Annotated in this window: 21 protein-coding genes; 15 read left to right on the plus strand and 6 right to left on the minus strand. The window is 72.7% G+C overall.

All coding sequences use genetic code 11. From position 1 onward, the window contains the following. Positions 1 to 7 precede the first annotated feature (7 nt). Together ACIRS4_RS17130 and ACIRS4_RS17135 are read right to left on the minus strand one after the other, a co-directional pair. The gene (locus tag ACIRS4_RS17130) at positions 8 to 2,050 is read right to left on the minus strand and encodes a TIM-barrel domain-containing protein (RefSeq protein ID WP_404196027.1); all 2,043 of its coding nucleotides are present in this window, start codon (positions 2,048 to 2,050) and stop codon (positions 8 to 10) included. Between the two features lie 168 nt (positions 2,051 to 2,218). After that, positions 2,219 to 3,232 carry a LacI family DNA-binding transcriptional regulator gene (locus ACIRS4_RS17135; protein WP_404196030.1) on the minus strand — a complete coding sequence of 338 codons (1,014 nt, stop codon included), beginning with the start codon at positions 3,230 to 3,232 and terminating at the stop codon, positions 2,219 to 2,221. A gap of 400 nt (positions 3,233 to 3,632) precedes the next feature. Between ACIRS4_RS17135 and ACIRS4_RS17140 the strand changes: the two genes are divergently transcribed. The 4 genes from ACIRS4_RS17140 to ispG all read left to right on the plus strand — a co-directional run bounded on the left by ACIRS4_RS17140 (position 3,633) and on the right by ispG (position 9,742). Then, positions 3,633 to 5,579 carry an acyl-CoA dehydrogenase family protein gene (locus ACIRS4_RS17140; RefSeq protein WP_404196033.1) on the plus strand — a complete coding sequence of 649 codons (1,947 nt, stop codon included), beginning with the start codon at positions 3,633 to 3,635 and terminating at the stop codon, positions 5,577 to 5,579. Between the two features lie 94 nt (positions 5,580 to 5,673). Next, a complete protein-coding gene (gene dxr / locus ACIRS4_RS17145; RefSeq protein ID WP_404196035.1) occupies positions 5,674 to 7,035 on the plus strand; it encodes a 1-deoxy-D-xylulose-5-phosphate reductoisomerase in 1,362 nt (453 codons plus the stop codon). Positions 7,036 to 7,081: 46 nt separating this feature from the next. Next, on the plus strand, positions 7,082 to 8,374 hold the full coding sequence (locus ACIRS4_RS17150; RefSeq protein WP_404196158.1) for a M50 family metallopeptidase: 1,293 nt from the start codon (positions 7,082 to 7,084) through the stop codon (positions 8,372 to 8,374). A 210-nt stretch (positions 8,375 to 8,584) separates the two neighbouring features. Continuing rightward, positions 8,585 to 9,742 (plus strand): flavodoxin-dependent (E)-4-hydroxy-3-methylbut-2-enyl-diphosphate synthase, encoded by a 1,158-nt coding sequence (gene ispG / locus ACIRS4_RS17155; RefSeq protein WP_404196038.1) that lies wholly within the window; start codon positions 8,585 to 8,587, stop codon positions 9,740 to 9,742. A gap of 149 nt (positions 9,743 to 9,891) precedes the next feature. Here the strand turns inward: ispG and ACIRS4_RS17160 are convergent, their stop codons facing one another. Beyond that, entirely contained in the window at positions 9,892 to 10,629 is a 738-nt protein-coding gene (locus tag ACIRS4_RS17160; protein WP_404196041.1) for a GNAT family N-acetyltransferase, read from the minus strand. 147 nt (positions 10,630 to 10,776) lie between these two features. Here ACIRS4_RS17160 and ACIRS4_RS17165 point away from each other — a divergent pair, with 147 nt between their 5' ends. The 3 genes from ACIRS4_RS17165 to ACIRS4_RS17175 all read left to right on the plus strand — a co-directional run bounded on the left by ACIRS4_RS17165 (position 10,777) and on the right by ACIRS4_RS17175 (position 14,053). Beyond that, positions 10,777 to 11,625 carry a GNAT family N-acetyltransferase gene (locus ACIRS4_RS17165; protein ID WP_404196044.1) on the plus strand — a complete coding sequence of 283 codons (849 nt, stop codon included), beginning with the start codon at positions 10,777 to 10,779 and terminating at the stop codon, positions 11,623 to 11,625. A 116-nt stretch (positions 11,626 to 11,741) separates the two neighbouring features. Continuing rightward, positions 11,742 to 12,275 carry a GNAT family N-acetyltransferase gene (locus ACIRS4_RS17170; RefSeq protein WP_404196047.1) on the plus strand — a complete coding sequence of 178 codons (534 nt, stop codon included), beginning with the start codon at positions 11,742 to 11,744 and terminating at the stop codon, positions 12,273 to 12,275. Between the two features lie 74 nt (positions 12,276 to 12,349). Further along, positions 12,350 to 14,053 carry a proline--tRNA ligase gene (locus tag ACIRS4_RS17175; RefSeq protein WP_404196050.1) on the plus strand — a complete coding sequence of 568 codons (1,704 nt, stop codon included), beginning with the start codon at positions 12,350 to 12,352 and terminating at the stop codon, positions 14,051 to 14,053. Between the two features lie 95 nt (positions 14,054 to 14,148). Here the strand turns inward: ACIRS4_RS17175 and ACIRS4_RS17180 are convergent, their stop codons facing one another. From ACIRS4_RS17180 to ACIRS4_RS17190, 3 genes are all read right to left on the minus strand, one after another. Then, the gene (locus ACIRS4_RS17180; protein ID WP_404196053.1) at positions 14,149 to 15,045 is read right to left on the minus strand and encodes an aminoglycoside phosphotransferase family protein; all 897 of its coding nucleotides are present in this window, start codon (positions 15,043 to 15,045) and stop codon (positions 14,149 to 14,151) included. Between the two features lie 142 nt (positions 15,046 to 15,187). Continuing rightward, the gene (locus ACIRS4_RS17185) at positions 15,188 to 15,703 is read right to left on the minus strand and encodes a ferritin-like domain-containing protein (RefSeq protein ID WP_404196055.1); all 516 of its coding nucleotides are present in this window, start codon (positions 15,701 to 15,703) and stop codon (positions 15,188 to 15,190) included. Further along, positions 15,700 to 16,344 (minus strand): hypothetical protein, encoded by a 645-nt coding sequence (locus tag ACIRS4_RS17190; protein WP_404196058.1) that lies wholly within the window; start codon positions 16,342 to 16,344, stop codon positions 15,700 to 15,702. The genes ACIRS4_RS17185 and ACIRS4_RS17190 overlap by 4 nt, the downstream gene beginning before the upstream one ends. A 205-nt stretch (positions 16,345 to 16,549) precedes the next feature. Here ACIRS4_RS17190 and rimP point away from each other — a divergent pair, with 205 nt between their 5' ends. The 8 genes from rimP (at position 16,550) to ACIRS4_RS17230 (ending at position 26,904) form a co-directional block, all read left to right on the plus strand. Further along, positions 16,550 to 17,077, plus strand: coding sequence for a ribosome maturation factor RimP (gene rimP, locus ACIRS4_RS17195; RefSeq protein WP_404196060.1), 528 nt, complete (start codon positions 16,550 to 16,552; stop codon positions 17,075 to 17,077). A gap of 2 nt (positions 17,078 to 17,079) precedes the next feature. Next, positions 17,080 to 18,066, plus strand: coding sequence for a transcription termination factor NusA (nusA, locus tag ACIRS4_RS17200; RefSeq protein ID WP_130444844.1), 987 nt, complete (start codon positions 17,080 to 17,082; stop codon positions 18,064 to 18,066). 102 nt (positions 18,067 to 18,168) lie between these two features. Then, the gene (locus ACIRS4_RS17205) at positions 18,169 to 18,465 is read left to right on the plus strand and encodes a YlxR family protein (RefSeq protein WP_404196062.1); all 297 of its coding nucleotides are present in this window, start codon (positions 18,169 to 18,171) and stop codon (positions 18,463 to 18,465) included. A gap of 148 nt (positions 18,466 to 18,613) precedes the next feature. After that, positions 18,614 to 21,697, plus strand: a complete 3,084-nt coding sequence (gene infB / locus ACIRS4_RS17210; protein ID WP_404196065.1) for a translation initiation factor IF-2 — start codon at positions 18,614 to 18,616, stop codon at positions 21,695 to 21,697. Positions 21,698 to 21,904: 207 nt separating this feature from the next. Next, entirely contained in the window at positions 21,905 to 22,198 is a 294-nt protein-coding gene (locus ACIRS4_RS17215; protein WP_404196068.1) for a DUF503 domain-containing protein, read from the plus strand. Between the two features lie 53 nt (positions 22,199 to 22,251). Next, positions 22,252 to 22,701 (plus strand): 30S ribosome-binding factor RbfA, encoded by a 450-nt coding sequence (rbfA, locus tag ACIRS4_RS17220; protein ID WP_403814178.1) that lies wholly within the window; start codon positions 22,252 to 22,254, stop codon positions 22,699 to 22,701. Next, on the plus strand, positions 22,698 to 23,603 hold the full coding sequence (truB, locus tag ACIRS4_RS17225; RefSeq protein WP_404196071.1) for a tRNA pseudouridine(55) synthase TruB: 906 nt from the start codon (positions 22,698 to 22,700) through the stop codon (positions 23,601 to 23,603). The genes rbfA and truB overlap by 4 nt, the downstream gene beginning before the upstream one ends. A gap of 280 nt (positions 23,604 to 23,883) precedes the next feature. Continuing rightward, positions 23,884 to 26,904: a trypsin-like peptidase domain-containing protein gene (locus ACIRS4_RS17230; protein WP_404196074.1), complete on the plus strand. Its 3,021-nt coding sequence runs from the start codon at positions 23,884 to 23,886 to the stop codon at positions 26,902 to 26,904. The last annotated feature ends 34 nt before the right edge of the window (positions 26,905 to 26,938 follow it).

A 26,938-nucleotide genomic window follows, 5' to 3' on the forward strand; every position in this document is an offset into this window, starting at 1 on the left:
TGCGCGGCTACTCCGCCACGGGCAGCCGCGCCCCGTCCCGCAGGAACAGCGGGATCCGGTCCAGCGGGGCGTCGACCGTCACGGCCCGGCCGCCCTCGTACATCTCACCCGTCCACGCGTCCGTCCACCGGGCACCGGCCGGGAGATACGTCGTCCAGGTGGTCGCACCCGGCTCCAGCACCGGGGCGACCAGCAGCTCCGCACCGAACAGGTAGGCGTCACAGACCTGCCAGGCGAGCTCGTCCCGCGGGAACTCCAGGAACAGCGGCCGCATCGGCGGCAGCCCCTCCTCGTGGGCCTCGCGCATGACCTTCAGGACGTACGGCTTGAGGCGCTCGCGCAACCGCAGGTACCGCTCCAGGATCGCGCCGGCCTCCTCCCCGTAGGACCACACCTCGTTGGGGCCGCCGGTCATCTCCGGCCCCAGCGGCATGCCCGGGTCGCGGAAGCCGTGCAGCCGCATCAGCGGGGACAGCGCGCCGAACTGGAACCAGCGGACCATCACCTCGCGGTACGCCGGGTCGTCCGGGTCGCCGCCGTGGAAGCCGCCGATGTCCGTGTTCCACCAAGGGATGCCCGACAGCGCCGTGTTGAGACCGGCCGCGATCTGACGGCGCAGGGTGGCGAAGTCGGTGCCGATGTCGCCCGACCACAGGGCCGCCCCGTAGCGCTGGCTGCCCGCCCACGCCGAACGGTTGAGCGTGACGATCTCCTCCTTGCCGCCGGCGCGCAGCCCCTCGTGGAACGTACGGGCGTTCTCCGCCGGGTACATGTTGCCGACCTCCAGGCCCGGACCCGCCCAGTAGCGCAGGTTCTCCGGGAAGCCGGGCTTGAGCTCCGGCTCGCAGGCGTCCAGCCAGAAGGCGTCGATCCCGTACGGGAGAAGGTAGTTGTCCCGGATGCGCGACCACACGAACTCACGGGCCTCGGGGTTGGTGGCGTCGTAGAAGGCCACCTGGACCGTCGAGGCGACCCCCTTGTCCGGCCAGTCGGCGTGCGCCATCGGACCGTACTGGGTGCCGATGAAGTGGCCGCGCTGCTCCATCACCGCGTGGTTCTCGCTCAGCGGCGACACCGACGGCCAGACGCTCACCACCAGCTTCACGCCCAGCTCGTCCAGTTCGGCGACCATCGCGGCCGGGTCCGGCCACTGCGCCGGGTCGAACTTCCACTCGCCCAGATGGGTCCAGTGGAAGAAGTCGCAGACGATGGCGGACAGCGGCAGCCCCCGCCGCTTGTACTCCCGCGCCACCGCGAGGAGTTCGTCCTGCGTGCGGTAGCGCAGCTTGCACTGCCAGAAGCCGGCCGCCCACTCCGGCAGCATCGGGGTGCGGCCGGTCACCGCGCTGTAGCGGCGCTGTGCGTCGGCCGGTGCGCCCGCGGTGATCCAGTAGTCGATCTGCCGTGCCGAGTCCGCCACCCAGCGGGTGCCGTTGCCGGCCAGCTCCACCCGGCCGATCGCCGGGTTGTTCCACAGCAGCGTGTAACCGCGGCTGGAGGTGAGCACGGGGATGCCGACCTCGGCGTTGCGCTGCACCAGGTCCAGCACCAGCCCCTTCTGGTCCAGCCGCCCGTGCTGGTGCTGCCCCAGGCCGTACAGCTTCTCGTCGTCGTAGGCGGCGAAACGCTGCTCCAGCCGGTGGTGTCCGTTGCCGACGGCCGTGTAGAGGCGGGGGCCGGGCCACCAGAAGTGGGCACGGGCCTCGGACAGCACCTCGGCGCCGTCCTCGGTCCGCAGGAAGCGGACCAGGCCCTCCGCGTCCACTTCGACGGTCAGCGCGCCGACCGTCAGCCGTCCCCGGCCCTCCTCGATCTTCACGGTGGACGGGGTCGGCGGCGCCTGGGCGAGCAGCGCGCCGGGCAGCGCGTCGAGGACGGGACCGCCCAGGCGGGCCCGGACCCGGACCGCGTCCGGCCCCCACGGCTCGACGCGCAGCGTCTCCTGGCGCCCGCTCCACTCCAGAGCGCCGTCCCGCTCACGGAACGTGCCGACGGTGGGCGAGGACTGCGCGAGGCTGACCTGGGGCTGGTTTTCGGCAGGCTGATTCACGAGGGGGCTCCTGTGCTCCTGGAGGAGTGCAGACGTGTGGAGGGCGGGGCGTCGCGGCGGGGGAGCGGAGAGGGGGGAGGTGCGGGCGGGCGCGGTGGCTCAGGGGAGGCGGGCGCGGTGGTTCAAGGGAGGCGGGCGCGGTGGCTCAGGGGAGGCGGGCGCGGTGGTTCAGGGGGAGGCGGGCGCCGGTCCCGTGCTCGCCCGGACGGTCAACTCGGGTTCCAGCAGGACCACTTCGCTCTCGCCCCGGCCGTCGAGCTTGGCGACGAGACGTTCCACGGCGTGCCGGCCCATCTCCTGCGCGGGGATGGCGACCGACGTCAGCCGCACCGATGCCTGCACGGCGACCTGTTCGGGGCAGATCGCCAGCACCGACACGTCCTCCGGCACGGCCCGCCCCTGCTGGCGCAGCAGCGCGAGCAGGGGCTCGACCGCCGACTCGTTCTGCACGACGAAACCGGTGGTGCCCGGCCGCTCGTCGAGGATCCGGGCGAGCGTCGCGGCCATGGCGCCGTACCCGCCCTCGCACGGGCGGTGCAGCAGCCGCACCCCCAACTCCCGGGCACGGGAGCGGAGTCCGTCGAGGGTGCGTTCGGCGAACCCGGTGTGCCGCTCGTACACGGCGGGGGCCTCGCCGATGACGGCGACGTCCCGGTGCCCGAGCTTGGCCAGGTGCTCCACGCACAGTGCGCCGGTGGCCGTGAAGTCGAGGTCGACGCAGGTCAGCCCGGCGGTGTCGGCGGGCAGCCCGATCAGCACCGCCGGCTGATCCGTCCCCCGCAGCAACGGCAGCCGCTCGTCGTCCAGTTGCACGTCCATGAGGATCATCGCGTCGGCGAGGCCGCTGCCGGTGACCCGGCGGACGGCGTCGGGGCCCTCCTCGCCGGTGAGCAGCAGGACGTCGTAGCCGTGCGTGCGGGCGGTGGTGGCGACCGCGATGGCGATCTCCATCATCACCGGCACGTACATGTCGGTGCGCAGCGGGACCATCAGCGCGATGATGTTCGACCTGCTGCTGGCCAGGGCGCGGGCGCCCGCGTTCGGGTGGTAGCCGAGCTCGCGGATGCTCTGCTCGACCCGCTGCCGGGTGGTCGCGGAGATGGACCGCTTGCCGCTGAGGACATAGCTCACCGTGCTGGCCGAGACTCCGGCGTGCTGGGCGACCTCGGCGAGGGTGACCATCCAGCTCTCCAAGATGTGTGAAGCGCTTCGACAGTGCGCATTGCGAACAGGGGCGGGCGAGGGTGGTTCGACAGTAGCCCTAGCAAGGGTGGGTGTCCATAGGGCGTCGAAGCGCTTCGACAGCGCCTTCCGGACGGTCTCGGGCTGTTCATGCCGGAAGCGGGCGGCGGGGCCGCGCACCCCACCGTGCCACTCCTTCGGCGCAAGGACGCGGCCGGGGTGCCGCCCCCGTCCCGACACGGGCGGAACCCGGGAGCGCCCGCGGCGGAACCGGCCTTCCCCCGGCCCGACCGCCGCAGCAGGGGTGGTGGGGCGACTGAGGATCCGGTACATACGATCGGGTAGGACCCGTCAGTAACCGAATAGGTCCAAGATCCCGATTCGCGGCGAGGTGAGCCTCATGTCCGCACCACCCACCTCCTCCTCCCGACCCCGCCCCACCGTCACCGAACGTGAGGCACGCCAGGTGGCGGAGGCCGCCCGGGAGCAGGACTGGCGCAAGCCGAGCTTCGCCAAGGAACTGTTCCTGGGCCGCTTCCGGCTCGACCTGATCCACCCCCACCCCCTGCCCGCCGGCGAGGACGCCCGCCGCGGCGAGGCCTTCCTCGCCAAGCTCCGCGACTTCTGCGAGACGCGGATCGACTCGGCCCGCATCGAACGCGAGGCGCGCATCCCCGACGAGACCGTCAACGGTCTCAAGGAGCTCGGCGCCCTCGGCATGAAGATCGACCCCAAGTACGGCGGCCTCGGCCTCACCCAGGTCTACTACAACAAGGCCCTCGCCGTGGTCGGCACCGCGAGCCCCGCGCTCGGCGCCCTCCTGTCCGCCCACCAGTCCATCGGCGTACCGCAGCCGCTGAAGCTCTTCGGCACCCAGGAGCAGAAGGACACCTATCTGCCCCGCTGCGCCCGCACCGACATCTCGGCCTTCCTGCTGACCGAACCCGACGTCGGCTCCGACCCCGCCCGCCTGGCCACCACCGCCGTCCCCGACGGCGACGACTACGTCCTCGACGGGGTCAAACTGTGGACCACCAACGGCGTCGTCGCCGACCTCCTGGTCGTCATGGCCCGGGTGCCGAAGTCCGAGGGCCACAAGGGCGGCATCACCGCCTTCGTCGTCGAGGCGGACTCCGAGGGCGTCACCGTCGAGCACCGCAACGCCTTCATGGGCCTGCGCGGCCTGGAGAACGGCGTCACCCGGTTCCACCGGGTCCGCGTCCCCGCCGCCAACCGCATCGGCCCCGAGGGCGCCGGCCTCAAGATCGCCCTCACCACCCTCAACACCGGCCGGCTCTCCCTGCCCGCCATGTGCGTCGGCGCCGGCAAGTGGTGCCTGAAGATCGCCCGCGAATGGTCCGGCGTCCGCGAGCAGTGGGGCAAGCCCGTCGCCCGGCACGAAGCGGTCGGCTCCAAGATCAGCTTCATCGCGGCCACCACCTTCGCGCTCGAAGCCGTCGTCGACCTGGCGAGCCAGATGGCCGACGAGGACCGCAACGACATCCGCATCGAAGCCGCCCTCGCCAAGCTCTACGGCTCCGAGATGGCCTGTCTGATGGCCGACGAACTCGTCCAGATCCGCGGCGGACGCGGCTTCGAGACCGCCGAGTCCCTCGCCGCCCGCGGCGAACGCGCCGTACCTGCCGAGCAGTTGCTGCGCGATCTGCGCATCAACCGCATCTTCGAGGGCTCCACGGAGATCATGCACCTGCTGATCGCCCGCGAGGCCGTCGACGCCCACCTCTCCGTCGCCGGCGACCTCATCGACCCCGACAAGTCCCTCCAGGACAAGGCGAAAGCAGGTGCCAACGCCGGCGCCTTCTACGCCAGGTGGCTGCCCAAGCTCGTCACGGGCCCTGGCCAACTCCCCAACTCCTACGCCGAGTTCAAGCACGAGGTCGACCTCTCCCCGCATCTGCGGTACGTCGAACGCCACTCCCGCAAACTGGCCCGCTCCACCTTCTACGCCATGTCCCGCTGGCAGGGCCGCATGGAGACCAAGCAGGGCTTCCTCGGCCGCGTCGTCGACATCGGCGCGGAGCTGTTCGCGATGAGCGCGGCCTGCGTGCGCGCCGAACTGCTGCGCGGCCGGGGCGAGCACGGCCGCGAGGCCTACCAGCTCGCCGACGCCTTCTGCCGCCAGTCCCGCGTCCGCGTGGAGGAACTGTTCACGCGCCTGTGGTCCAACACCGACGACGTCGACCGCAAGGTCGTCGAAGGCGTCCTCGGCGGGGCCTACGAATGGCTCGAGGAGGGCGTCGTCGACCCCTCCGGCGACGGCCCCTGGATCGCCGACGCCACCCCCGGCCCCAGCCGCCGGGAGAACGTGCACCGTCCGATCAGGTGACACCGCACACCCTCCACCAGGGCGTCCCCTCGGCAGAAGGATCACGAGGGGACGCCCTGTCCACGCCCGCCCCCGTTACGGAGACAATGGGGGGATGAGCGACAGTCCAGCCCCCTCAGGGCGCGGGCCGGAAACCCCGGCCGCCCCGCGACGCCACGCCGCCCCCACCACGCCGGGACCTGACTCCGGCGGTGCCGCGATCCGCGCCCTGGCCGACCCGCACCTCGTCCACGACCCCGTCACCGGCGACGGACCCAAGGACGTGGTGATCCTCGGCGCCACCGGATCGATCGGCACCCAGGCCGTCGACCTCGTGCTGCGCAACCCGGACCGCTTCCGCGTGACCGGCCTGTCCGCCAACGGCGGCCGGGTCGCCCTCCTCGCCGAGCAGGCCCACCGGCTGCGGGTACGGACCGTCGCCGTCGCCCGCGAGGACGTCGTACCGGCCCTGCGCGAGGCGCTCACCGCCGAGTACGGCGGCAAAGAGCCGCTCCCCGAGATCCTCGCCGGACCGGACGCCGCCACCCAGCTCGCCGCCTCCGACGCCGCGCACTGCCACACCGTCCTCAACGGCATCACGGGCTCCATCGGACTCGCGCCCACCCTCGCCGCCCTCCGGGCGGGCCGCACCCTCGCGCTCGCCAACAAGGAATCGCTCATCGTCGGCGGCCCCCTGGTGAAGGCGCTCGCCGCACCCGGCCAGATCATCCCCGTGGACTCCGAGCACGCGGCCCTCTTCCAGGCCCTCGCCGCCGGCACGCGCGCGGACGTCCGCAAACTGGTCGTCACCGCCTCCGGCGGCCCCTTCCGCGGCCGCACCCGGGAACAACTGGCGCACGTCAGCGTCGAGGACGCCCTCGCCCACCCCACCTGGGCCATGGGCCCCGTGATCACGATCAACTCCGCCACCCTCGTCAACAAGGGCCTGGAGGTGATCGAGGCACACCTCCTCTACGACATTCCCTTCGACCGCATTGAGGTGGTCGTGCATCCCCAGTCGTATGTCCACTCGATGGTTGAGTTCACGGACGGATCCACACTGGCGCAGGCGACGCCCCCCGACATGCGCGGGCCCATCGCCATCGGCATCGGCTGGCCCGAGCGCGTGCCCGACGCGGCGCCCGCCTTCGACTGGAGCAAGGCGTCGACCTGGGAGTTCCTCCCGCTCGACAACGAGGCCTTCCCCTCGGTGAACCTCGCCCGGCACGTGGGCGAACTCGGCGGGACGGCGCCGGCGGTGTTCAACGCCGCCAACGAGGAGTGCGTCGAGGCGTTCCGCCGGGGCGCTCTGCCCTTCAACGGCATCATGGACACCGTGACCCGGGTGGTCGAGGAGCACGGCACGCCGGTCACGGGAACTTCACTCACCGTGCCGGACGTCCTCGAAGCGGAGGCCTGGGCGCGGACCCGGGCCCGGGAACTGACGGCACAGACGGCGGCGGAGGCCCGCGCATGACGACCTTGACGTTCATCCTGGCGGAGGCCCGCGCATGACGACCCTGATGTTCATCCTCGGCATAGTGGTCTTCGCGGTCGGCCTGCTCGTCTCCATCGCCTGGCACGAGCTGGGCCACCTGTCCACGGCGAAGCTCTTCGGCATCCGCGTGCCCCAGTACATGGTCGGCTTCGGCCCCACCGTCTGGTCGCGGAACAAGGGCGAGACCGAGTACGGCGTCAAGGCGATCCCGTTCGGCGGCTACATCCGCATGATCGGCATGTTCCCGCCCGGCGAGGACGGCCGGATCACCGCCCGCTCCACCTCCCCCTGGCGCGGCATGATCGAGGACGCCCGCTCCGCCGCGTACGAGGAGCTCCAGCCCGGCGACGAGACCCGCATGTTCTACACGCGCAAGCCGTGGAAACGCGTCGTGGTCATGTTCGCCGGGCCCTTCATGAACCTCGTCCTCGCGTTCGTCCTGTTCCTCATCGTGCTGATGGGCTTCGGCATCCAGCAGCAGACCACCACCGTCGCCTCCGTCTCCCCCTGCGTCATCGCGCAGAGCCAGAACCGCGACACCTGCAAGCCGTCCGACCCGGCCTCCCCCGCGGCCGCCGCCGGCATGGTCAAAGGCGACAAGATCGTCTCCTTCGACGGCCGGCGCACCGAGGACTGGGACACCCTGTCCGACCTCATCCGCGACAGCGCGGGCCGACAGGTGCCCATCGTCGTCGACCGCGACGGCAAGGAAGTGACCCTGCGGGCGACGATCGCCACCAACCAGGTCGCGAAGAAGGACGCCGGCGGCGCCTACGTCCAGGGCGAGTACGTCAAGGCGGGCTTCCTCGGCTTCAGCGCCGCCACCGGCGTCGTCAAGCAGGACTTCGGCGACTCCGTGGTCTGGATGAGCGACCGGGTCGGCGACGCCGTCGACTCCCTCGCCGCCCTGCCCTCCAAGATCCCCGCCCTGTGGAACGCCGCCTTCGGCGACGGACCCCGCGAACCGGACTCCCCGATGGGCGTCGTCGGCGCGGCCCGGGTCGGCGGCGAGATCGCCACCCTCGACATCCCGGCCTCCCAGCAGCTCGCCATGTTCGTGATGCTCCTGGCCGGTTTCAACCTCTCCCTGTTCCTGTTCAACATGCTCCCGCTGCTCCCGCTGGACGGCGGCCACATCGCCGGCGCCCTGTGGGAGTCCCTGCGCCGCACCGTCGCCAAGGTCCTCAAGCGCCCGGACCCGGGCCCCTTCGACGTGGCGAAGCTGATGCCGGTGGCCTACGTGGTGGCGGGGATCTTCATCTGCTTCACCATCCTCGTCCTCATCGCCGACGTGGTGAACCCGATCAAGATCTCCTGACCGCCTCGGTTCACGACGGCCGGGCGCCTCGGTGTCCGGCCGTTCGCCGTCCTGGCGCGATCCCGGCGGGGCCGGGCGTGCGCGCCGGTCCCATCGGGTGGTTTACCGGCGGGATGTGCCCGGCTCCGGCCCCGTGCCGTAATCTCGAAGCCTGGCGCCCGCCGCTGACGGGACCTGGGCCTTGATCCACGACTTGGGGTTGCACAGCAGATGACTGCGATTTCTCTCGGCATGCCGTCCGTTCCGACCAGGGTTGCCGAGCGCCGGAAGAGCCGGCAGATCCAGGTCGGCTCCGTGGCGGTCGGCGGGGACGCTCCCGTGTCCGTGCAGTCGATGACCACGACCCGCACGTCCGACATCGGGGCCACGCTCCAGCAGATCGCCGAGCTGACCGCGTCCGGCTGCCAGATCGTCCGCGTCGCCTGCCCGACCCAGGACGACGCCGACGCCCTCGCGACCATCGCCCGCAAGTCGCAGATCCCGGTGATCGCCGACATCCACTTCCAGCCGAAGTACGTGTTCGCCGCCATCGAGGCCGGCTGCGCGGCCGTCCGGGTCAACCCCGGCAACATCAAGCAGTTCGACGACAAGGTCAGGGAGATCGCCAAGGCGGCGAAGGACCACGGCACGCCGATCCGCATCGGCGTCAACGCGGGCTCGCTGGACCGCCGGCTGCTCCAGAAGTACGGCAAGGCCACCCCGGAGGCGCTCGTCGAGTCCGCCCTGTGGGAGGCCTCCCTCTTCGAGGAGCACGACTTCCGCGACATCAAGATCTCGGTCAAGCACAACGACCCGGTCGTGATGATCGAGGCCTACCGTCAGCTCGCCGCCGCCTGCGACTACCCCCTCCACCTCGGCGTCACCGAGGCCGGACCCGCCTTCCAGGGCACCATCAAGTCCGCGGTCGCCTTCGGCGCGCTGCTGTCCCAGGGCATCGGAGACACCATCCGCGTCTCCCTCTCCGCGCCCCCGGTGGAGGAGGTCAAGGTCGGCAACCAGATCCTGGAGTCCCTCAACCTCAAGCAGCGCGGCCTGGAGATCGTCTCCTGCCCGTCCTGCGGCCGCGCCCAGGTCGACGTCTACAAGCTGGCCGAAGAGGTCACCGCAGGCCTGACCGGCATGGACGTCCCGCTGCGCGTCGCCGTCATGGGCTGCGTCGTCAACGGCCCCGGCGAGGCCCGTGAGGCCGACCTCGGCGTCGCCTCCGGCAACGGCAAGGGCCAGATCTTCGTCAAGGGCGAGGTCATCAAGACCGTCCCCGAGTCCAAGATCGTGGAGACCCTCATCGAGGAAGCCATGAAGCTGGCCGAGCAGATGGAGTCGGACGGCATCGCCTCGGGCGAGCCGTCGGTGTCCGTCGCGGGCTGAGCCCGGCCTGACCACCGCTGAACCACGAGCCGACCCGGACTGCATCCGGGCCGGCCCGGCCGCGTCCAGGAAACCCCGGGCCGGCCCGGCCGCGTCCAGGAAACCTTGGGGTGGGCAAGGCCGCGCCCAAGAAACCTCCGTCCGTCCGGTCAGAGGTGTCTCATCCACACGTTGGGCTCCTCGTACACGCCCGTGTCCGACTCCACGTCCACCCGCAGGACGCTCAGCCCGTCCGGGATGACGTATTCCCCGGACTCCGGCAGGGCCAGCCCGGTCCACCGCTCCCACTCCGCGACCGTGCCGGTCATCGTCTGCGAGGCCGGCGCCGCCGCCAGGATCCGCGCGCCCAGCCGCTCGTGCGTGCGGATCCACGGGTCCAGTGCGGTGCCGTCCGGGCGGCGCCACCGCATGAAGGCGTCGATCGGCGTCACGGGGTAGCGCGCCTTCGTCGTGGGCCGCACCGGCGCGACCACCCGGCCGAGCCCCGCCGCCCGCCCCGTCTCCCGCAGCGCCGACAGCATCCGGCCCGCAAGCCCCCGCCCCTGCAGCGCCGGCGTGACCACCGCCCCGCAGATCACCAGCGTGTCCGGCTCCACGCCGCCCTCACGGCCCTCGACGGCCCGGGCCAGCGCGTCGGTGTACCCCGTGGGCAGCGCGTCGACCTGCCCGTCCCAGCGGACCGGCACCCCCCACCCCGCCGCGACCGGCGCCCCGTCCTCGTCCACCAGCATCAGATCCAGGTCCGCGAACCACTCGCGGACCCGGCCTATGTACTCCTTCACCAGCCGGTCGGCGGTGATGAACGGGGGAAAGCCCTCGCTGAACAGCTCCGCGAGCGGCTCCCGCGGCCACTCACGGGCGTCGGCCCGCTCGGTCGTCAAGATCATGAAGTGATCCTGGCACGGGCGACGACCACGCCCCGGCGCGTCACGGAGACCGGCCGAGCCCGCAGCGGCTTCGGGACGGGGCGGCGCGGCACATTCTCGGCAGGTACAGTGCGGGGATCAGGCAGACCCCAGTGTGAGGCCCCGCACTTGTTGACGCAGACCACCTCCCGGGTCCTCGAACCGAGCGACCTGGACGCCGCTCTGGCCGTCCTCGACCGCGAGCCGGTCACCAACGCCTTCGTGACCTCCCGTGTCCAGGTCGCCGGCCTCGACCCCTGGCGACTGGGCGGCGAGATGTGGGGCTGGTACGAGGACGGCATGCTGACGTCCCTGTGCTACGCGGGCGCCAACCTCGTCCCGATCTGCGCCACCCCGCGCGCGGTACGCGCTTTCGCCGACCGGGCGAGAAGGGCCGGCCGCCGCTGCTCCTCCATCGTCGGCCCCTCCGACGCCACCGCCCAGCTGTGGCGGCTGCTGGAGCCGAGCTGGGGCCCGGCCCGCGAGATCCGCGCCCACCAGCCCCTCATGGTCACCGACCGCATGCCCGCCGACATCGCCCCGGATCCCTACGTCCGCCGCATCCGCAAGGACGAGATGGAAACGATCATGCCGGCCTGCGTGGCGATGTTCACCGAGGAGGTCGGCGTCTCCCCTATGGCCGGCGACGGCGGCCTCCTCTACCAGGCCAGGGTCGCCGAACTCGTCGGCGCCGGCCGCTCCTTCGCCCGACTCGACGAGCACGGCCGGGTCGCCTTCAAGGCGGAGATCGGCGCGGCGACCCCCGAGGCCTGCCAGATCCAGGGCGTGTGGGTGGCCCCCGAGTACCGGGGGAGGGGCCTGGCCGTGCCCGGCATGGCCGCGGTCCTGCGCTACGCCCTCGCCGACGTGGCCCCGGTCGTCAGCCTCTACGTCAACGACTTCAACACCGCCGCGCGGCGCACGTACAAGAGGGTCGGATTCCAAGAAGTGGGCGCGTTCATGAGCGTCCTGTTCTGAAAAAGACGCTCGTGTTCGGAAATGACGTTCCTGTCTCCGAGGAGACGTTCCCACACCGCAGGCCGGGAGCGCATCCACCGGCCCGCACGCCCCAAACCCCCCTGTAGTCTCCCCGCATGGACCTCGTCATCGGCCCCCTGGATCTCTCCGCACACGTGGACGAGGCCCTGAAAGTCCAAGCCGCCGCCTTCGGACTCGGCCCCGACGAGGTGGCCGTCCGCCGGCAGATCGTGCTGCGCCACATGACGTACCCCGGCGCCCGCGCTCTCGGCGCCACCACCGCCGACGGCCGCCTGGCCGGCTTCGTCTACGGCATGCCCAACGACCGAGCCCACTGGTGGTCCACCGTCGTGGAGCCCTACCTGCGCGCCCTGGGCAACGACGTCTGGCTCGACGACTCCTTCGTCATCACGGAGCTGCACGTCCACCCCGCCCACCAGAACCGCGGCGCGGGCCGCGCCCTGATCACCGCCATCACCGACGAGGCAGCCCAACCCCGCTCGATCCTCTCCGCGATCGACACCGAGAGCCCCGCCAGGGCCCTGTACCGCTCCCTCGGCTACCAGGACCTCGCCCGCCGTGTCCTCTTCCCCAGCGCCCCCCGCCCGTACGCGGTGATGGGCGCCCCGCTGCCCCTCCTCCGCCGATAACGGATTTCCGGCCACCCCCAGCTCCCGGCTAACCTCCTTGCCATCACCTTCACCTCGGCAGGAGTACGACAACCATGGCGAACGCACCGGTCCAGCGCATGTCCCAGTTGATGGCGAAGACCTTGCGCGACGACCCCGCGGACGCCGAGGTCCTCAGCCACAAGCTCCTCGTCCGCGCCGGCTACGTCCGCCGCACCGCCGCCGGCATCTGGAGCTGGCTGCCCCTGGGCAAGAAGGTCCTCGCCAACGTCGAGCGCATCGTCCGTGAGGAGATGGACGCGATCGGCGCCCAGGAGGTGCTGCTCCCGGCGCTGCTGCCGAAGGAGCCCTACGAGACGACCGGCCGCTGGGACGAGTACGGCCCCGAGCTGTTCCGCCTCAACGACCGCAAGGGCGGCGACTACCTCCTCGGCCCGACCCACGAGGAGATCTTCACGCTGATCGTGAAGGACCAGGCGACCTCCTACAAGGACCTGCCGGTCATCCTCTACCAGATCCAGACCAAGTTCCGTGACGAGGCCCGCCCCCGCGCCGGCATCCTGCGCGGCCGTGAGTTCCAGATGAAGGACTCCTACTCCTTCGACCTGGAGGACGAGGGCCTCGCCAAGTCCTACGCCCTGCACCGCCAGGCCTACCAGAAGGTGTTCGAGCGCCTCGGCCTCGACTACCGCATCTGCGCGGCGACCGCGGGCGCGATGGGCGGCTCGAAGTCGGAGGAGTTCCTCGCCCCGGCCGGCGCCGGCGAGGACACCTTCGCCGACTGCCCCAACTGCGACTTCGCGGCCAACACCGAAGCGATCACGTACGAGTTGAGCCCGGTGGACGCGGCCGGCGTGCCCGCCGCCGAGGAGATCCCCACCCCGGACACCCCGACCATCGAGACCCTCGCCGCCTCGCTCGGCGTCCCGGCCTCCGCCACCCTGAAGAACCTCCTCGTCAAGGTGAACGGCGAGATCGTCGCCGTCGGCGTGCCCGGTGACCGCGAGGTCGACATGGACAAGGTCGAGGCCCACTTCGCCCCGGCCGCCGTCGAGTTGGTCACCGCCGAGGACTTCGTGGGCCGCCCCGACCTGGTCCGCGGCTACGTCGGCCCGCAGGGCCTGGGCGAGAAGGTCACCTACATCGCCGACCCGCGCGTGGCCCCCGGCACCGCCTGGATCACCGGCGCCAACAAGGAGCACACGCACGCGAAGAACGTCGTCGCGGGCCGTGACTTCGAGGTCGACGCCTACGTCGACGTCGTCGTCGTCCAGGAGGGCGACCCCTGCCCGAAGTGCGGCACCGGACTGAAGCTGGACCGCGCCATCGAGATCGGCCACATCTTCCAGCTGGGCCGCAAGTACGCCGACGCGCTCAAGCTCGACGTCCTCGGCCAGAACGGCAAGCCGGTCCGCGTCACGATGGGCTCCTACGGCATCGGCGTCTCCCGCGCGGTCGCCGCCCTCGCCGAGCAGAGCGCCGACGACAAGGGGCTGTGCTGGCCCGCCGAGGTCGCCCCGGCCGACGTGCACGTCGTCGCCGCGGGCAAGGCGCTCCAGACCGAACTGGCCCTGGACGTCTCGGAGAAGCTGCGGGCGGCGGGCCTGCGCGTCCTGGTCGACGACCGGGCCGGCGTCTCCCCGGGCGTGAAGTTCACCGACTCCGAGCTGATCGGCGTACCGAAGATCCTCGTCGCGGGCCGTCGCTCCGCCGAAGGCGTCCTGGAGCTGAAGGACCGCCGTACCGGTGAGCGCGAGGAGCTCACGGTCGACGAGGCGATCGCCCGCCTCACCGCCTGAGCACACCTCGCCGAAGCCGTTCCCTCCGCGTCGCCCGACAGCACGTCGGCCCGCCGACTCGGAGGGGACGGCTCCGGCCGGGCTCGCAACACGCCCTAAAGCCAGCCGGCGAACTCCAGCAGCAGTTCGGCGTCCCTGGGCCGCCCCACCCTCAGGGCGCGCACACCGGACTCGACCGCCCGGAACAGGGTCCAGCCCCGCACCCGCTCCTGGTCCAGTTCCAGCGAGTCCGCCAGCTTGCGCACCCGCCGGCGCGTGATCGACGCCCCGGACGACGAGGCGATCAGATCCTCCACCCGGTCCCGCACCAGCCGGGCCAGGTCGAAGGCACACTCGCCCACCACCGGATCGGGCCCCACGGCCAGCCACGGCATACGCTCACCCGCCAGCACCTTGCTCTGCCGGAACGTCCCGTGCAGCAGCCGGTGTTCGGGCGGCGCGGCCAGCAACTCCGCACGCGCCGCGAGCGCCGCGTCCACCAGCGCGCCCGCCTCGGAGCCGGCGGCGGTGTTCCGCATCGCCTCCGCCTGCCGCCCGGTCCGCTCGGCGACGGTCTCGAACGACTCCCCGCCCGGCGGCTCCACCCACAGCCGTCTGAGCGTTCCCGCCGCCTCCAGCAGCGCCTTCGCCTCCGGCAGCGACCGCACCGACACATCGGGATGCAGCCGCTCCAGCACCAGCACCCCTTCGCCGACGGGCCCCTCCTTCAGCTGTACGGCGCCCAGCCCGCCCCAGTGCGCGAGCGCGGCCCGCTCGGCCTCCGGCCGGAACCGGGGCGGGGCCAGCTTCAGCACCGCCGGCGTGCCGTCCGCGTACCGCACCAGCACCACGAGGCTGCTGCGCCCGCCCGGCACCTGTACCCGCTCGACGGTCAACTCGCGTAGAGCGGCGGCCTGTCGGGCCGCTTCGGGCAGCGCCGCCAGCCACTCGTCGCCGTCCGGCGCCGTCTCACCGAGCGCCCTGACCAGACGCGGCGGCGGTTCGAAAGCCATGCGCGAGCCGTCCCTTCGTGGTCGTGCTGCTGGATCCGGTGGTGCTTCGTGCTTCGTGCGTGCTCAGTGGTACTCGATGCTCAGCGATGCGTGGTCGCCGGTCCGTTCCGCCCGGCTCTCGCGGCCCGGCGGGCGTCCGCCTTCATCCCGTCGGCGCCGGTGTGGCCGAGGCTCCGGCACCGGTGGCGGCCGGATCCGGGGCCGAGCCGGCCCGCTCCGCCAGACCAGGGAAGGCTACGCTCCCGCCGCGCCAGCGCACCGCCCGGACCGCCGCCTCCCGCAGCACCCCGGCCGCCTCACGGCGCCGTGCGCCCCCGGCCGCCCGCACCAGGTCCGAGTAGACCCCGGCCACCCGCTCCTCCAGCTCGGCGGCGAGCCGCACCGCCGACGCGGAGTCCGCCACCGCGAACGGCAGCGCGTACGCCGCGCTCGCCGCCACCGGCACACCGCCGAGGTCGCGGACCTGACGCATCAGTGCGTCCCGGCGCGCCCGGTGCGCGTCGTACGCCGCACGGGCCTCCGCGCGCCGCGGCTCGCCGATCCGCCCGCCGACGACCCCGTACCCGTACACCGCCGCGTGCTCGGCGGCCAGCGCCGCCTGCAGGGCCGTCATCTCGGAGCCCTCGGCGGCGCCCTTCGTGCCCTGTGTGCCGCTCATCGGGTCCCCTCCGTCAGCAGATAGGCGTGCGCCGCGCCGGCCGCCGCCACCGAGGCCAGCAGCCGGGCCAGTTCGCCCGGCAGGCCCGCCAGGGCCGCGACCCTGTCGTCGGCCAGCGTCCGTTCGGCGGCGGCCAGAGCGGCGAGGGCGTCCTTCTCGTTCGCCGGAACGGCCGGGGAGGCGGGCGGTGCGGAACGGCCGCCGGCAGCCGCCCCGGAAGCGGATGCCCCCGAAGGGGAGGCCGAAGCCGCCCCGGAAGACGCCGCCCCGGAGACCGTCGGCTTCGAAGGCGTCGGTCCCGGAGCCCCCGTCGCCCCGCTCGTTCCCGGCGCACCGGACGCCGTCGCGGCGCCCCCGAACGCCTCCGTGTGCCGCACCACCTCCGCCCGAAGCGGCGTCAGCCGCGCCGCCAGCCTCGGATGAGCGGCGAGGACGGCGTCGTACCGCGCCGCCAGCGCCGCGCTGTCCCGGGCCGCACGCGCGCGTGCCCGCTCCGCCGCCGAAGGACTGCCGCCCGGGCCCTCCTCACCGGAGTCCCCGGGCCCCGAGCAGCTCATCAGCAGGGCGGTCCCGGCGGCGGTGGCCAGCAGGGCTCTTCTGCGCGGCCCGGACAGGGCGCGCGGCGGCGGAGGGAACGGCACGGCAGACGTCCTCGGGGAACTCGAAGGGAACACCGATCAGGGCCCGCTCACGCGCGGCACACCCGTGATCACCGTACCCGCGCCCCCGGCCCCCGGCGGTCACCGGCACCGCCCGGTGGACGGCAACACCCCCCGCGACCCGATACCCTTTGATCAGACACGCGACCCATCCCACAACAGCACACGCGGCCGAGGAGTCACCCGGATGAGCACCACCCAGAGCGAGAGGCTGCGAGAACTGCTGGAACCCCTCGTCACCTCCCAGGGCCTGGACCTCGAAGAGATCGCCGTGGACTCCGTCGGACGCAAGCGGGTGCTGCGCGTCGTCGTCGACTCCGACACCGGAGCGGACCTGGACCGGATCGCCGATGTGAGCCGCGCGCTCTCGGCGAAGCTCGACGAGACCGACGCGATGGGCGAAGGCGAGTACACCCTCGAGGTCGGCACCCCCGGCGCGGAACGCTCCCTCACCGAGCACCGCCACTACGTGCGTGCCACCGACCGCCTGGTGAAGTTCCAGCTGCGCGAGGACGGCGAACTCGTCGCCCGCGTCCTCACCGTGGACGACGAAGGCGTCGACGTCGAGGTTCCCGGAGTCAAGGGCCGCAAGGCCACCGCCCGCCGGATCGCGTTCACGGACATCGACAAGGCGCGCGTGCAGGTCGAGTTCAACCGCAAGGACAAGCAAGACGCGCAGGACGCGAAGGACATGAAGGAAGAGGAGGAGGCGTAGCCGTGGACATCGACATGAGCGCCCTGCGGGGCTTGGTCCGGGAGAAGGAGATCTCCTTCGACCTGCTGGTCGAAGCGATCGAGTCGGCCCTCCTCATCGCCTACCACCGCACCGAGGGAAGCCGCCGTCACGCGCGCGTGGAGCTCGACCGGCAGACCGGTCACGTGACCGTGTGGGCGAAGGAGGACCCCGACGACCTCGAGGAGGGGCAGGAGCCCCGCGAGTTCGACGACACGCCGTCCGGCTTCGGCCGTATCGCCGCCACCACGGCCAAGCAGGTGATCCTGCAGCGCCTGCGCGACGCCGAGGACGACGCGACGCTCGGCGAATACGCCGGCCGTGAGGGCGACATCGTCACCGGTGTGGTCCAGCAGGGCCGCGATCCGAAGAACGTGCTCGTGGACATCGGCAAGCTGGAGGCCATCCTGCCGGTGCAGGAGCAGGTCCCCGGCGAGACCTACCAGCACGGCATGCGCCTGCGGTCGTACGTCGTCCGGGTGGCCAAGGGCGTGCGTGGCCCGTCCGTGACGCTCTCGCGGACGCACCCCAACCTGGTGAAGAAACTGTTCGCGCTGGAGGTGCCGGAGATCGCCGACGGGTCCGTCGAGATCGCCGCCATCGCACGTGAGGCCGGTCACCGTACGAAGATCGCGGTCCGTTCCACCCGTTCGGGTCTGAACGCCAAGGGCGCCTGCATCGGCCCCATGGGCGGACGTGTGCGCAATGTCATGGGCGAGCTGAACGGCGAGAAGATCGACATCGTCGACTGGTCGGACGACCCGGCCGAGATGGTGGCGAACGCGCTGTCACCCGCCCGGGTGTCCAAGGTGGAGGTCGTCGACATGGCGGCCCGCTCCGCGCGCGTGACGGTGCCGGACTACCAGCTCTCGCTGGCGATCGGCAAGGAAGGGCAGAACGCCCGGCTCGCCGCCCGGCTGACCGGCTGGCGGATCGACATCCGGCCCGACACCGAGCAGGCCGGGGAATAGATCCAGGCCTCGGCACGCTCAGATCACGTCAGTTATACGCGCGGCAACTGTTCGAATCCTGCCCCAAAGGGGTGAGGGCGCCGCGGGGAGGTAGACTTAACTGTGTCTGGCCGGACGCACGACCGATCATGCCCTGAACGCACCTGTGTGGGGTGTCGGGAACGCACGGCCAAGACGGAGCTGCTGCGCATCGTGGCGGTCGAGGACGCCTGCGTCCCCGATCATCGCGGTACGCTGCCCGGCCGGGGTGCGTACGTGCATCCCGCCTTGGTCTGTCTCGACCAGGCGGTACGCCGCCGGGCGTTCACGAGGGCGTTGCGTGCCCCAGGAGCGCTCGACACAAAGGCGTTGCGCCGGTACGTCGAGCAGACGACAGTTGCCGATCAGGCAACACCGTAAGGAAGCGTTGCGTGGAACCCCCGCGCGGCCCAGGTACCCCGCGAGTTGGAAGTAGGTCGAGATTGCGATGAGCACTCGATGAGCACGCGATGAGTACGCCCATGAAGTAGCGACGGTCCGGCCGCAACCCGGACCTAAAAGGAGCGAAGTGGCTAAGGTCCGGGTATACGAACTCGCCAAGGAGTTCGGCGTGGAGAGCAAGGTCGTCATGGCCAAGCTCCAAGAACTCGGTGAATTCGTCCGTTCGGCGTCTTCGACCATCGAAGCGCCCGTGGTACGCAAACTGACTGACGCCTTCCAGGGCGGCGGCAGCGGCAAGTCCGCCAAGCCCGCCCCGCGCAAGGCCGCCCCCAGGCCCGCGGCGCCCTCCCCGGCGCAGGCGGCCCGTCCGGGCCCGGCCGCACCGCGGCCGGCCGCCCCCAAGCCCCCGACGGCTCAGCCGCCCGCGGCCCCGGCCGCCCCGGCTGCCTCGTCGGCCCCGTCCGCCCCGTCGGGCCCCGCGCCGACGGCCCCCGGCCCGCGTCCGGGCCCGCGGCCCGCGCCGCGTCCGGCCCCGGCCGCCCCGGAGTTCACCGCTCCGCCGGCGCCCCCGGCCGCCCCGAAGCCGGCCTCCCAGGGCCCGCGCCCCGGTGCGCCCAAGCCCGGCGGCCGTCCCGCGCCCGGTCAGGGTCAGCAGGGCGGCGGTCAGGGCCAGCGCCCGGCCGCGCAGGGTCAGCGTCCCGGTGGCGGCTCGCCGCGTCCGGGCGCCCGTCCGGCCGGTCCCCGTCCGGGCAACAACCCCTTCACCTCCGGCGGCAACGCCGGTATGGCCCGTCCGCAGTCGCCCCGTCCGCAGGGCGGCCCCGGCGGTCCGCGTCCCGGCGGCGCTCCCGGCGCCGGCCCCCGTCCGCAGGCACCCGGCGCCCAGGGCGGCGGTCCGCGTCCGCAGGCTCCCGGCGGTTCCCGTCCGTCCCCGTCCGGCATGCCGCGTCCGCAGGGCGGCGCGGGCGGTCCGCGTCCCGGCGGCCCGCGTCCCAACCCGGGCATGATGCCGCAGCGTCCCGCTGCCGGCCCGCGTCCCGGCGGCGGCCCCGGCGGCCGTGGTCCCGGCGGCGGCGGTCGTCCCGGCGGCGGCGGCGGTCGTCCCGGTGGCGGCGGCGGCTTCGCCGGTCGTCCCGGCGGCGGTGGCGGCGGCTTCGCCGGTCGTCCCGGCGGTCCCGGCGGCGGTGGCGGCGGCTTCGCCGGCCGTCCCGGCGGTCCGGGCGGTGGCGGCGGCGGTCGTCCCGGCTTCGGTGGTCGTCCCGGCGGTCCCGGTGGCCGTGGTGGCACGCAGGGCGCCTTCGGCCGTCCCGGCGGTCCCGCGCGTCGCGGTCGCAAGTCGAAGCGGCAGAGGCGCCAGGAGTACGAGGCCATGCAGGCCCCGTCGGTCGGCGGCGTGATGCTGCCTCGCGGCAACGGCGAGACCATTCGCCTGTCGCGCGGTGCGTCGCTCACCGACTTCGCCGAGAAGATCAACGCCAACCCGGCGTCGCTCGTCGCGGTGATGATGAACCTCGGCGAGATGGTCACGGCCACGCAGTCCGTCTCCGACGAGACGCTGCAGCTCCTCGCGGGCGAGATGAACTACGAGGTTCAGATCGTCAGCCCCGAGGAGGAGGACCGCGAGCTGCTCGAGTCCTTCGACATCGAGTTCGGCGAGGACGAGGGCGACGAGGAGGACCTGATGGTCCGCCCGCCGGTCGTCACCGTCATGGGTCACGTCGACCACGGCAAGACCCGGCTCCTCGACGCCATCCGCAAGACGAACGTCATCGCGGGCGAGGCCGGCGGCATCACCCAGCACATCGGTGCCTACCAGGTCTCGACCCAGGTCAACGACGAGGACCGCGCGATCACCTTCATCGACACCCCGGGTCACGAGGCGTTCACCGCCATGCGTGCCCGTGGTGCCCGGTCGACGGACATCGCGATCCTGGTCGTCGCGGCCAACGACGGCGTCATGCCGCAGACGGTCGAGGCGCTCAACCACGCCAAGGCGGCCGACGTCCCGATCGTCGTCGCGGTCAACAAGATCGACGTCGAGGGCGCCGACCCGACCAAGGTGCGCGGTCAGCTGACCGAGTACGGCCTGGTGGCCGAGGAGTACGGCGGCGACACCATGTTCGTCGACATCTCCGCCAAGCAGGGTCTGCACATCGACTCGCTGCTGGAGGCCGTGGTCCTCACCGCGGACGCCTCGCTCGACCTGCGGGCCAACCCGAACCAGGACGCGCAGGGCATCTCCATCGAGTCCCGTCTCGACCGCGGCCGCGGCGCCGTGGCGACGGTCCTCGTCCAGCGAGGCACCCTGCGGGTCGGCGACACGATGGTCGTGGGCGACGCCTACGGCCGAGTGCGCGCCATGCTCGACGACAACGGCAACAACGTCGCCGAGGCCGGCCCGTCGACGCCGGTCCAGGTCCTCGGCCTGACCAACGTCCCGGGTGCGGGCGACAACTTCCTCGTCGTCGACGAGGACCGCACCGCCCGCCAGATCGCCGAGAAGCGCGCGGCCCGCGAGCGCAACGCGGCCTTCGCCAAGCGCACGCGCAGGTTCTCCCTGGAGAACCTGGACGCCGCGCTGAAGGCCGGCGAGGTCCAGCAGCTGAACCTGATCATCAAGGGTGACGCTTCCGGATCCGTCGAGGCGCTCGAGTCGTCCCTGCTCCAGCTGGACGTCGGCGAAGAGGTCGACATCCGCGTCCTGCACCGCGGCGTCGGTGCGGTCACGGAGTCCGACATCGACCTGGCGATGGGCTCGGACGCCATCGTGATCGGCTTCAACGTGCGCGCGGCCGGCCGTGCGCAGCAGATGGCCGAGCGCGAGGGCGTGGACGTCCGGTACTACTCGGTCATCTACCAGGCGATCGAGGAGATCGAGGCGGCCCTGAAGGGCATGCTGAAGCCGGAGTACGAGGAGCACGAGCTCGGTACGGCGGAGATCCGCGAGGTCTTCAAGTCGTCCAAGCTCGGCAACATCGCCGGTGTCCTCATCCGCTCGGGCGAGGTCAAGCGCAACACCAAGGCGCGCCTCATCCGCGACGGCAAGGTCGTCGCGGAGAACCTCAACATCGAGGGCCTGCGTCGCTTCAAGGACGATGTCACCGAGATCCGCGAAGGGTTCGAGGGCGGTATCAACCTCGGCAACTTCAACGACATCAAGGTCGACGACGTCATCGCGACGTACGAGATGCGGGAGAAGCCGCGGGTGTGACACCCACGGCGCAAGCTGCTGGCCGACGGGACCACGGTCCCGTCGGCCAGCGGCCCGTTACGGGCAGTACCGCGGCCCACGCCCCCGGGCGGCCCCGCCGGAAACTCTGTCGAGCCGCCGGCGGGTACGCGGTACCGTTCTTGATGCCCCTGCTCCATGGAGGGCAGGGCCATCTATCCCGCGCCGGCGGGTGAACCGGCTGTACACATGTACGTGGGGACACTGTCCTTCGACCTGCTCCTCGGCGACGTCCGGTCGCTGAAGGAGAAGCGCTCCGTCGTCCGCCCGATCGTCGCCGAGCTCCAGCGCAAGTACGCGGTGAGCGCGGCCGAGGTGGACCACCAGGACCTGCACCGCCGGGCCGTCATCGGCCTGGCCATGGTGTCCGGTGACGCGGAGCACCTGACCGACGTACTGGACCGTTGCGAACGGCTGGTCGCCGGCCGTCCCGAAGTGGAGCTGCTGTCGGTCAGACGCCGCATCCACGGGGAAGACGACTGACCGGACACCGACCACACAACGCAAGCAGAAGAACAAGAACGGGAGACGGACCAGTGGCCGACAACGCGCGCGCCAAGAGGCTGGCGGACCTCATCCGAGAGGTGGTGGCGCAGAAGCTGCAGCGCGGGATCAAGGACCCGCGGCTCGGTTCCCACGTCACCATCACGGACACCCGCGTCACGGGTGACCTCAGGGAGGCGACCGTCTTCTACACCGTGTACGGGGACGACGAGGAGCGGCAGGCCGCGGCCGCCGGTCTGGAGAGCGCCAAGGGCATCCTGCGCTCCGAGGTGGGCCGCGCCGCCGGCGTGAAGTTCACGCCGACGCTCGCCTTCGTCGCCGACGCCCTGCCGGACAACGCGCGCACCATCGAGGACCTCCTCGACAAGGCGCGCCAGTCCGACGAGAAGGTGCGTGAGGCGTCCGCGGGCGCCGCGTACGCCGCCGGCGCCGACCCGTACCGCAAGCCCGATGAGGACGAGACGGACGACGCCGCCGAATGAACCGGAAGCACACCGCGCCCGACGGCCTCGTCATCGTCGACAAGCCGTCGGGCTTCACTTCGCACGACGTCGTGGCCAAGATGCGGGGGATCGCCAAGACCCGCCGCGTCGGCCACGCCGGCACGCTCGACCCGATGGCGACGGGCGTCCTCGTCCTCGGCGTGGAGAAGGCGACCAAACTCCTCGGGCACCTCGCCCTCACCGAGAAGGAGTACCTGGGGACCGTCCGGCTGGGCCAGAACACCGTGACGGACGACGCCGAGGGGGAGATCATCTCCGCCACCGACGCCTCCCATGTCACCCGGGACGCGATCGACGCCGGCGTCGCCGAGCTGACCGGCGACATCATGCAGGTCCCGTCCAAGGTCAGCGCCATCAAGATCGACGGCGTGCGCTCGTACAAGCGGGCCCGTGAGGGCGAGGAGTTCGAGATCCCCGCCCGCCCGGTGACCGTCTCGACCTTCACGGTCTACGACGTCCGAGAGGCCGTCGCCGAGGACGGCACCCCCGTCATGGACCTGGTCGTCTCGGTGGTCTGCTCCTCCGGCACCTACATCCGCGCCCTCGCCCGCGACCTGGGCGCCGGCCTCGGCGTCGGCGGCCACCTCACCGCGCTGCGCCGCACCCGCGTCGGCCCCTACGCCCTGGACTCCGCGCGCACCCTCGAGCAGCTCCAGGAGGAGCTGACCGTGATGCCGATCGCCCAGGCCGCCGCGGCCGCGTTCCCCCGCTGGGACGTCGACGCACGCCGGGCCCGGCTGCTCATGAACGGCGTCCGGCTGGAGATGCCCGAGGAGTACGCCGGCGTCGGAGCCGTGGCCGTCTTCGACCCCGAGGGCCGTTTCCTCGCGCTGGTGGAGGAACAGAAGGGCAAGGCCAAGAGCTTGGCCGTCCTCGGCTGACCTCCGGCCGGACCGCCCGTGGAGCGGCGGCACACGGGGCCTGCTGTGCCGCCGCTCCACGGTCCCCCTCGGTTCCCCCATCCCTAGGCTGTGTCCGACGGGGTGCGTTCATTCACCCGTCCGGCAGGCGCTCGGAGTCAAGCCGGGGAGCGCAAGGGGGCGCGTTCGCCATGTGCGCTGGTCCTGCCGATCTTTCCGGGCCTACCGTTCGGGCTGCAGAGCGGCAGAGCTATGCGGACGGCAGACGGCAGCGGAAGCGGACGGGCGCAGGGGTACGACGATGAACGAACGACGCCCGCGCCCTGACGAGACTCCGCGCCCTGACGAGACTCCGTGCCCCGACGAGACTCCGCGCCCGGACGAGACTCCGAGCCCGGACGGCACCGGGGGTTGCGGTGGCGCCTCCCGTCCCGGCGACCACCCCTTCCTTCCCCCCGACCGCTCGCTCGTCCGCTTCCGCGACCCCCTGGGCCGCCCGCGCGGCGTCGGGTTCCTCGCCGACCATCACGGCACGGTGCTCACCGGCCACGAGGTCGTCGACGGCCCGGGGCCTCTCGTGGTGGAGGACGCCGACGGGCGCGGCCACGCGGTGAACGCCGACGCGGTGACCGCGCTGCCGGAGCTCGGCCTGGCACTCGTACGCACCGAAGGGCTCGACGGCGAGCCGTTGCCGCTCACCGTCCGCGACCACGTCGAGGCGGGCGCCTACGTCCGGCTGACCGCCGGCTGCTGGCGTGAGGCACGCGTGCTGGCCGCGGTCCCCGCGACCTCCACCCACGGGTCCCATCTCCTCCACGGCGCACTGGAGTTGGCGATCGGCACGGCCGGCCGGGACGCGCTGCGACGCGGCGGCGGCGCCGCCGGCGGCCCGGTGCTCGACGCCGCGACCGGCGCCGTCGTCGCCGTCCTGAGCACCGCCCTCAGCACCGGCCACCGCGAGGCCGGCTTCGCCGTCCCGTTGCGCCCGGCCCCCTCCGACGGTCCCCTCGCCGACCTGCTCGCCCGCAACGCGGCGACGGTCCCTGCCTACGGCGCCGACCTCAACCCCGCGGCGCTGCTGGAGCTCACGGCCACCTCGGTCGGCTCCGACTTCCTCACCGCGGTCCCACCGGTCGAACGCCCGGTGATCGCGAGGGAGTTCGCCGACTTCGCCGAGGGTCCGGCGGCCGTGCTCGCCCTCGTCGGAGCGCCGGGCAGCGGCCGTACGACCGAACTCGCGTCGCTCGCCGCCCGCCGCGCCCGGGACCCTCGGCCCGCGCCCACCCTGTGGCTGCGCGGCGCCGACCTCAGGGAGGAGGACGTCTCGATCGCGGACGCGGCCCGGCGGGCGCTGACCCGCGCGGCCCGTATCGTGACCGCGTCCCGGCCGGTCCAGGGCGACCCCGGCGAACTCACCCCGGAGCGACTCGCCCGACTCGCCCGGAGCGCCGGCCGCCCCCTGCTGCTGCTCCTCGACGGACCCGAGGAGATGCCCCCCGCTCCGGCGGGCCGCCTGCGCGAGTGGACCGACGGAACGGCCGGGTGGCTGCGGGAGACCGGTGCGCGGCTCGTGGTGGCGTGCCGCGCCGAGTACTGGGAGGAGGCAGGGGCCCGGTACCCCGCCGAGCTGCTGCACGGCCGTCCGGCCCCGGCGCTGCCCCCGTGCGTCCTCCTCGGCGATCTCACCCCGGCCGAGGCGCGGGAGGCCCGCGCCCGCTACGGCGTCCCGGACGCCGAGCTCACCCACGCCGACGCCCGCCACCCCCTCACACTGCGCCTCTACGCCGAGGTCCGCGCCGCCCTGCCCGAGGCCCCCGGCGTCCCCGTGGACCGCGACGCCGTCCTCGCCGCCCACCTGGACCTGATGTGCCTGCGCGTCGCGGTGCGCCTGGCCGCCGAGAACGGCGTGCGCGGTACCGCCGTACGACTGCTCGCGGCGAAGGTGGCCGGACAGGTCCACGAGGCCGCCCGGCGCAGCCTCGGACCGGGCCAGGGAGCGCTGGACCGCGCCGCGTTCGAGGCGGTGTTCCCCTGGGGACCCGCGCCCGCCCGGCTCGGCGGCGGCACCGGCTGGGCGTCCGCCGTCCTGGCCGAGGGCGTCTTCGTCCCCGCGGGCGCCGGCTACCGCTTCGCCCACGAGGAACTCGCCGACTGGATCCAGGGCGCTCATCTCGACCTCGACGAGGCCCTGAACGTCCTCGTACGCGCACGGGGCCGCCGCGGCTCCCTGGCCGACACCCGCCCGCTGCCCGTCCCGCACCACCGCATCGGCCCCGTCGTCCAGGCCCTGCTGCTCCTCGCCCGCCATCACGGACCGCGCCGACTCTCCGACACACTCGGGGAGTTGACGGCCGCGCTGCGGGCCGGCCCCGACGCCTGGTGGGCCGCGCGCCTGCTGGGCGAGACCCTGCGCGGCGTCCCCGACGCCACGCCGTACCTCGCTGTCCTGCGCCCGCTGGCCGACCTCGTGGCGCGGTGGCGGGGGCGGCCCGCAGGGCAGCCGGCGGGGGGCGCGGAACCGTGGGGTCGGGCTGAGCCGCCGAGCGAGTTCGCCCCCGACTTCTGGGCCACGCTCGCGCTCCCCGTCGACGCCCGTCTCGACCTCCTGCGCCGGCTGGTCGTCGCCGACGCCGCCCCGCACGCCGTCGACGCGCCCCGCTACCTCGACGCCGTCGCCCGCCTCCTCAACGACGACCCACTCGCCGTACAGCCGCAGCTCGCCCTCTGGTTCGACGACGAGCGCCCGCTGCCCGCGACGCCGCACGCCACCGTGGCGACGGCGGCGCAGGCGCTGCTGCACACCCACCGGCACGCGGCGCCGGACGACCTCGTCGAGCTCCTCGCCGCCCGCGCCCACGCCCGCGCCGACGAGCTCCTCGCCGTCCTGGCCGAGGAGGAACCGTCCGCCCTGTGCCGGGCCGTGCACCGCTGGGCCCACGACGAACGGCCGGTCCGGCGCGTCGCCGCCACTGCGTACGCCCTGCGCGTCGCGCCTCACGCCCGCACCGCCGCCGACCGCGAACTGCTGCGCCACACCGCCCACGCGCTGCTGACCCGCCCCGCCGATCCCGCGCCCGCCCCGCACGGGGAAACCGTGGTTCGTCCCGACGGGGTGCCCGCCCCGCACGAGGGCGCGCTCGTGCTGCTGCACGTCCTCGCCGACGCCGGCGCGCCCGCGCTGTCCCGCCGTGTCACCGCCCGCGCCGCCCTGGAGAACGGCCCGGCGTCCGTCGTGTCCCCGTGTGACGCCCCCTCCCTGCGTGGGCCGAGTCACAGCACCCATGCCGATGCGGGCCGGGGCCACCCGGCATGGCACTCTTAGAGCTGCGTACGGGTCGCTGCGTAAGCGGTCGACG

This window comes from Streptomyces sp. NPDC101166 (assembly GCF_044768125.1).
Lineage (GTDB): Bacteria > Actinomycetota > Actinomycetes > Streptomycetales > Streptomycetaceae > Streptomyces.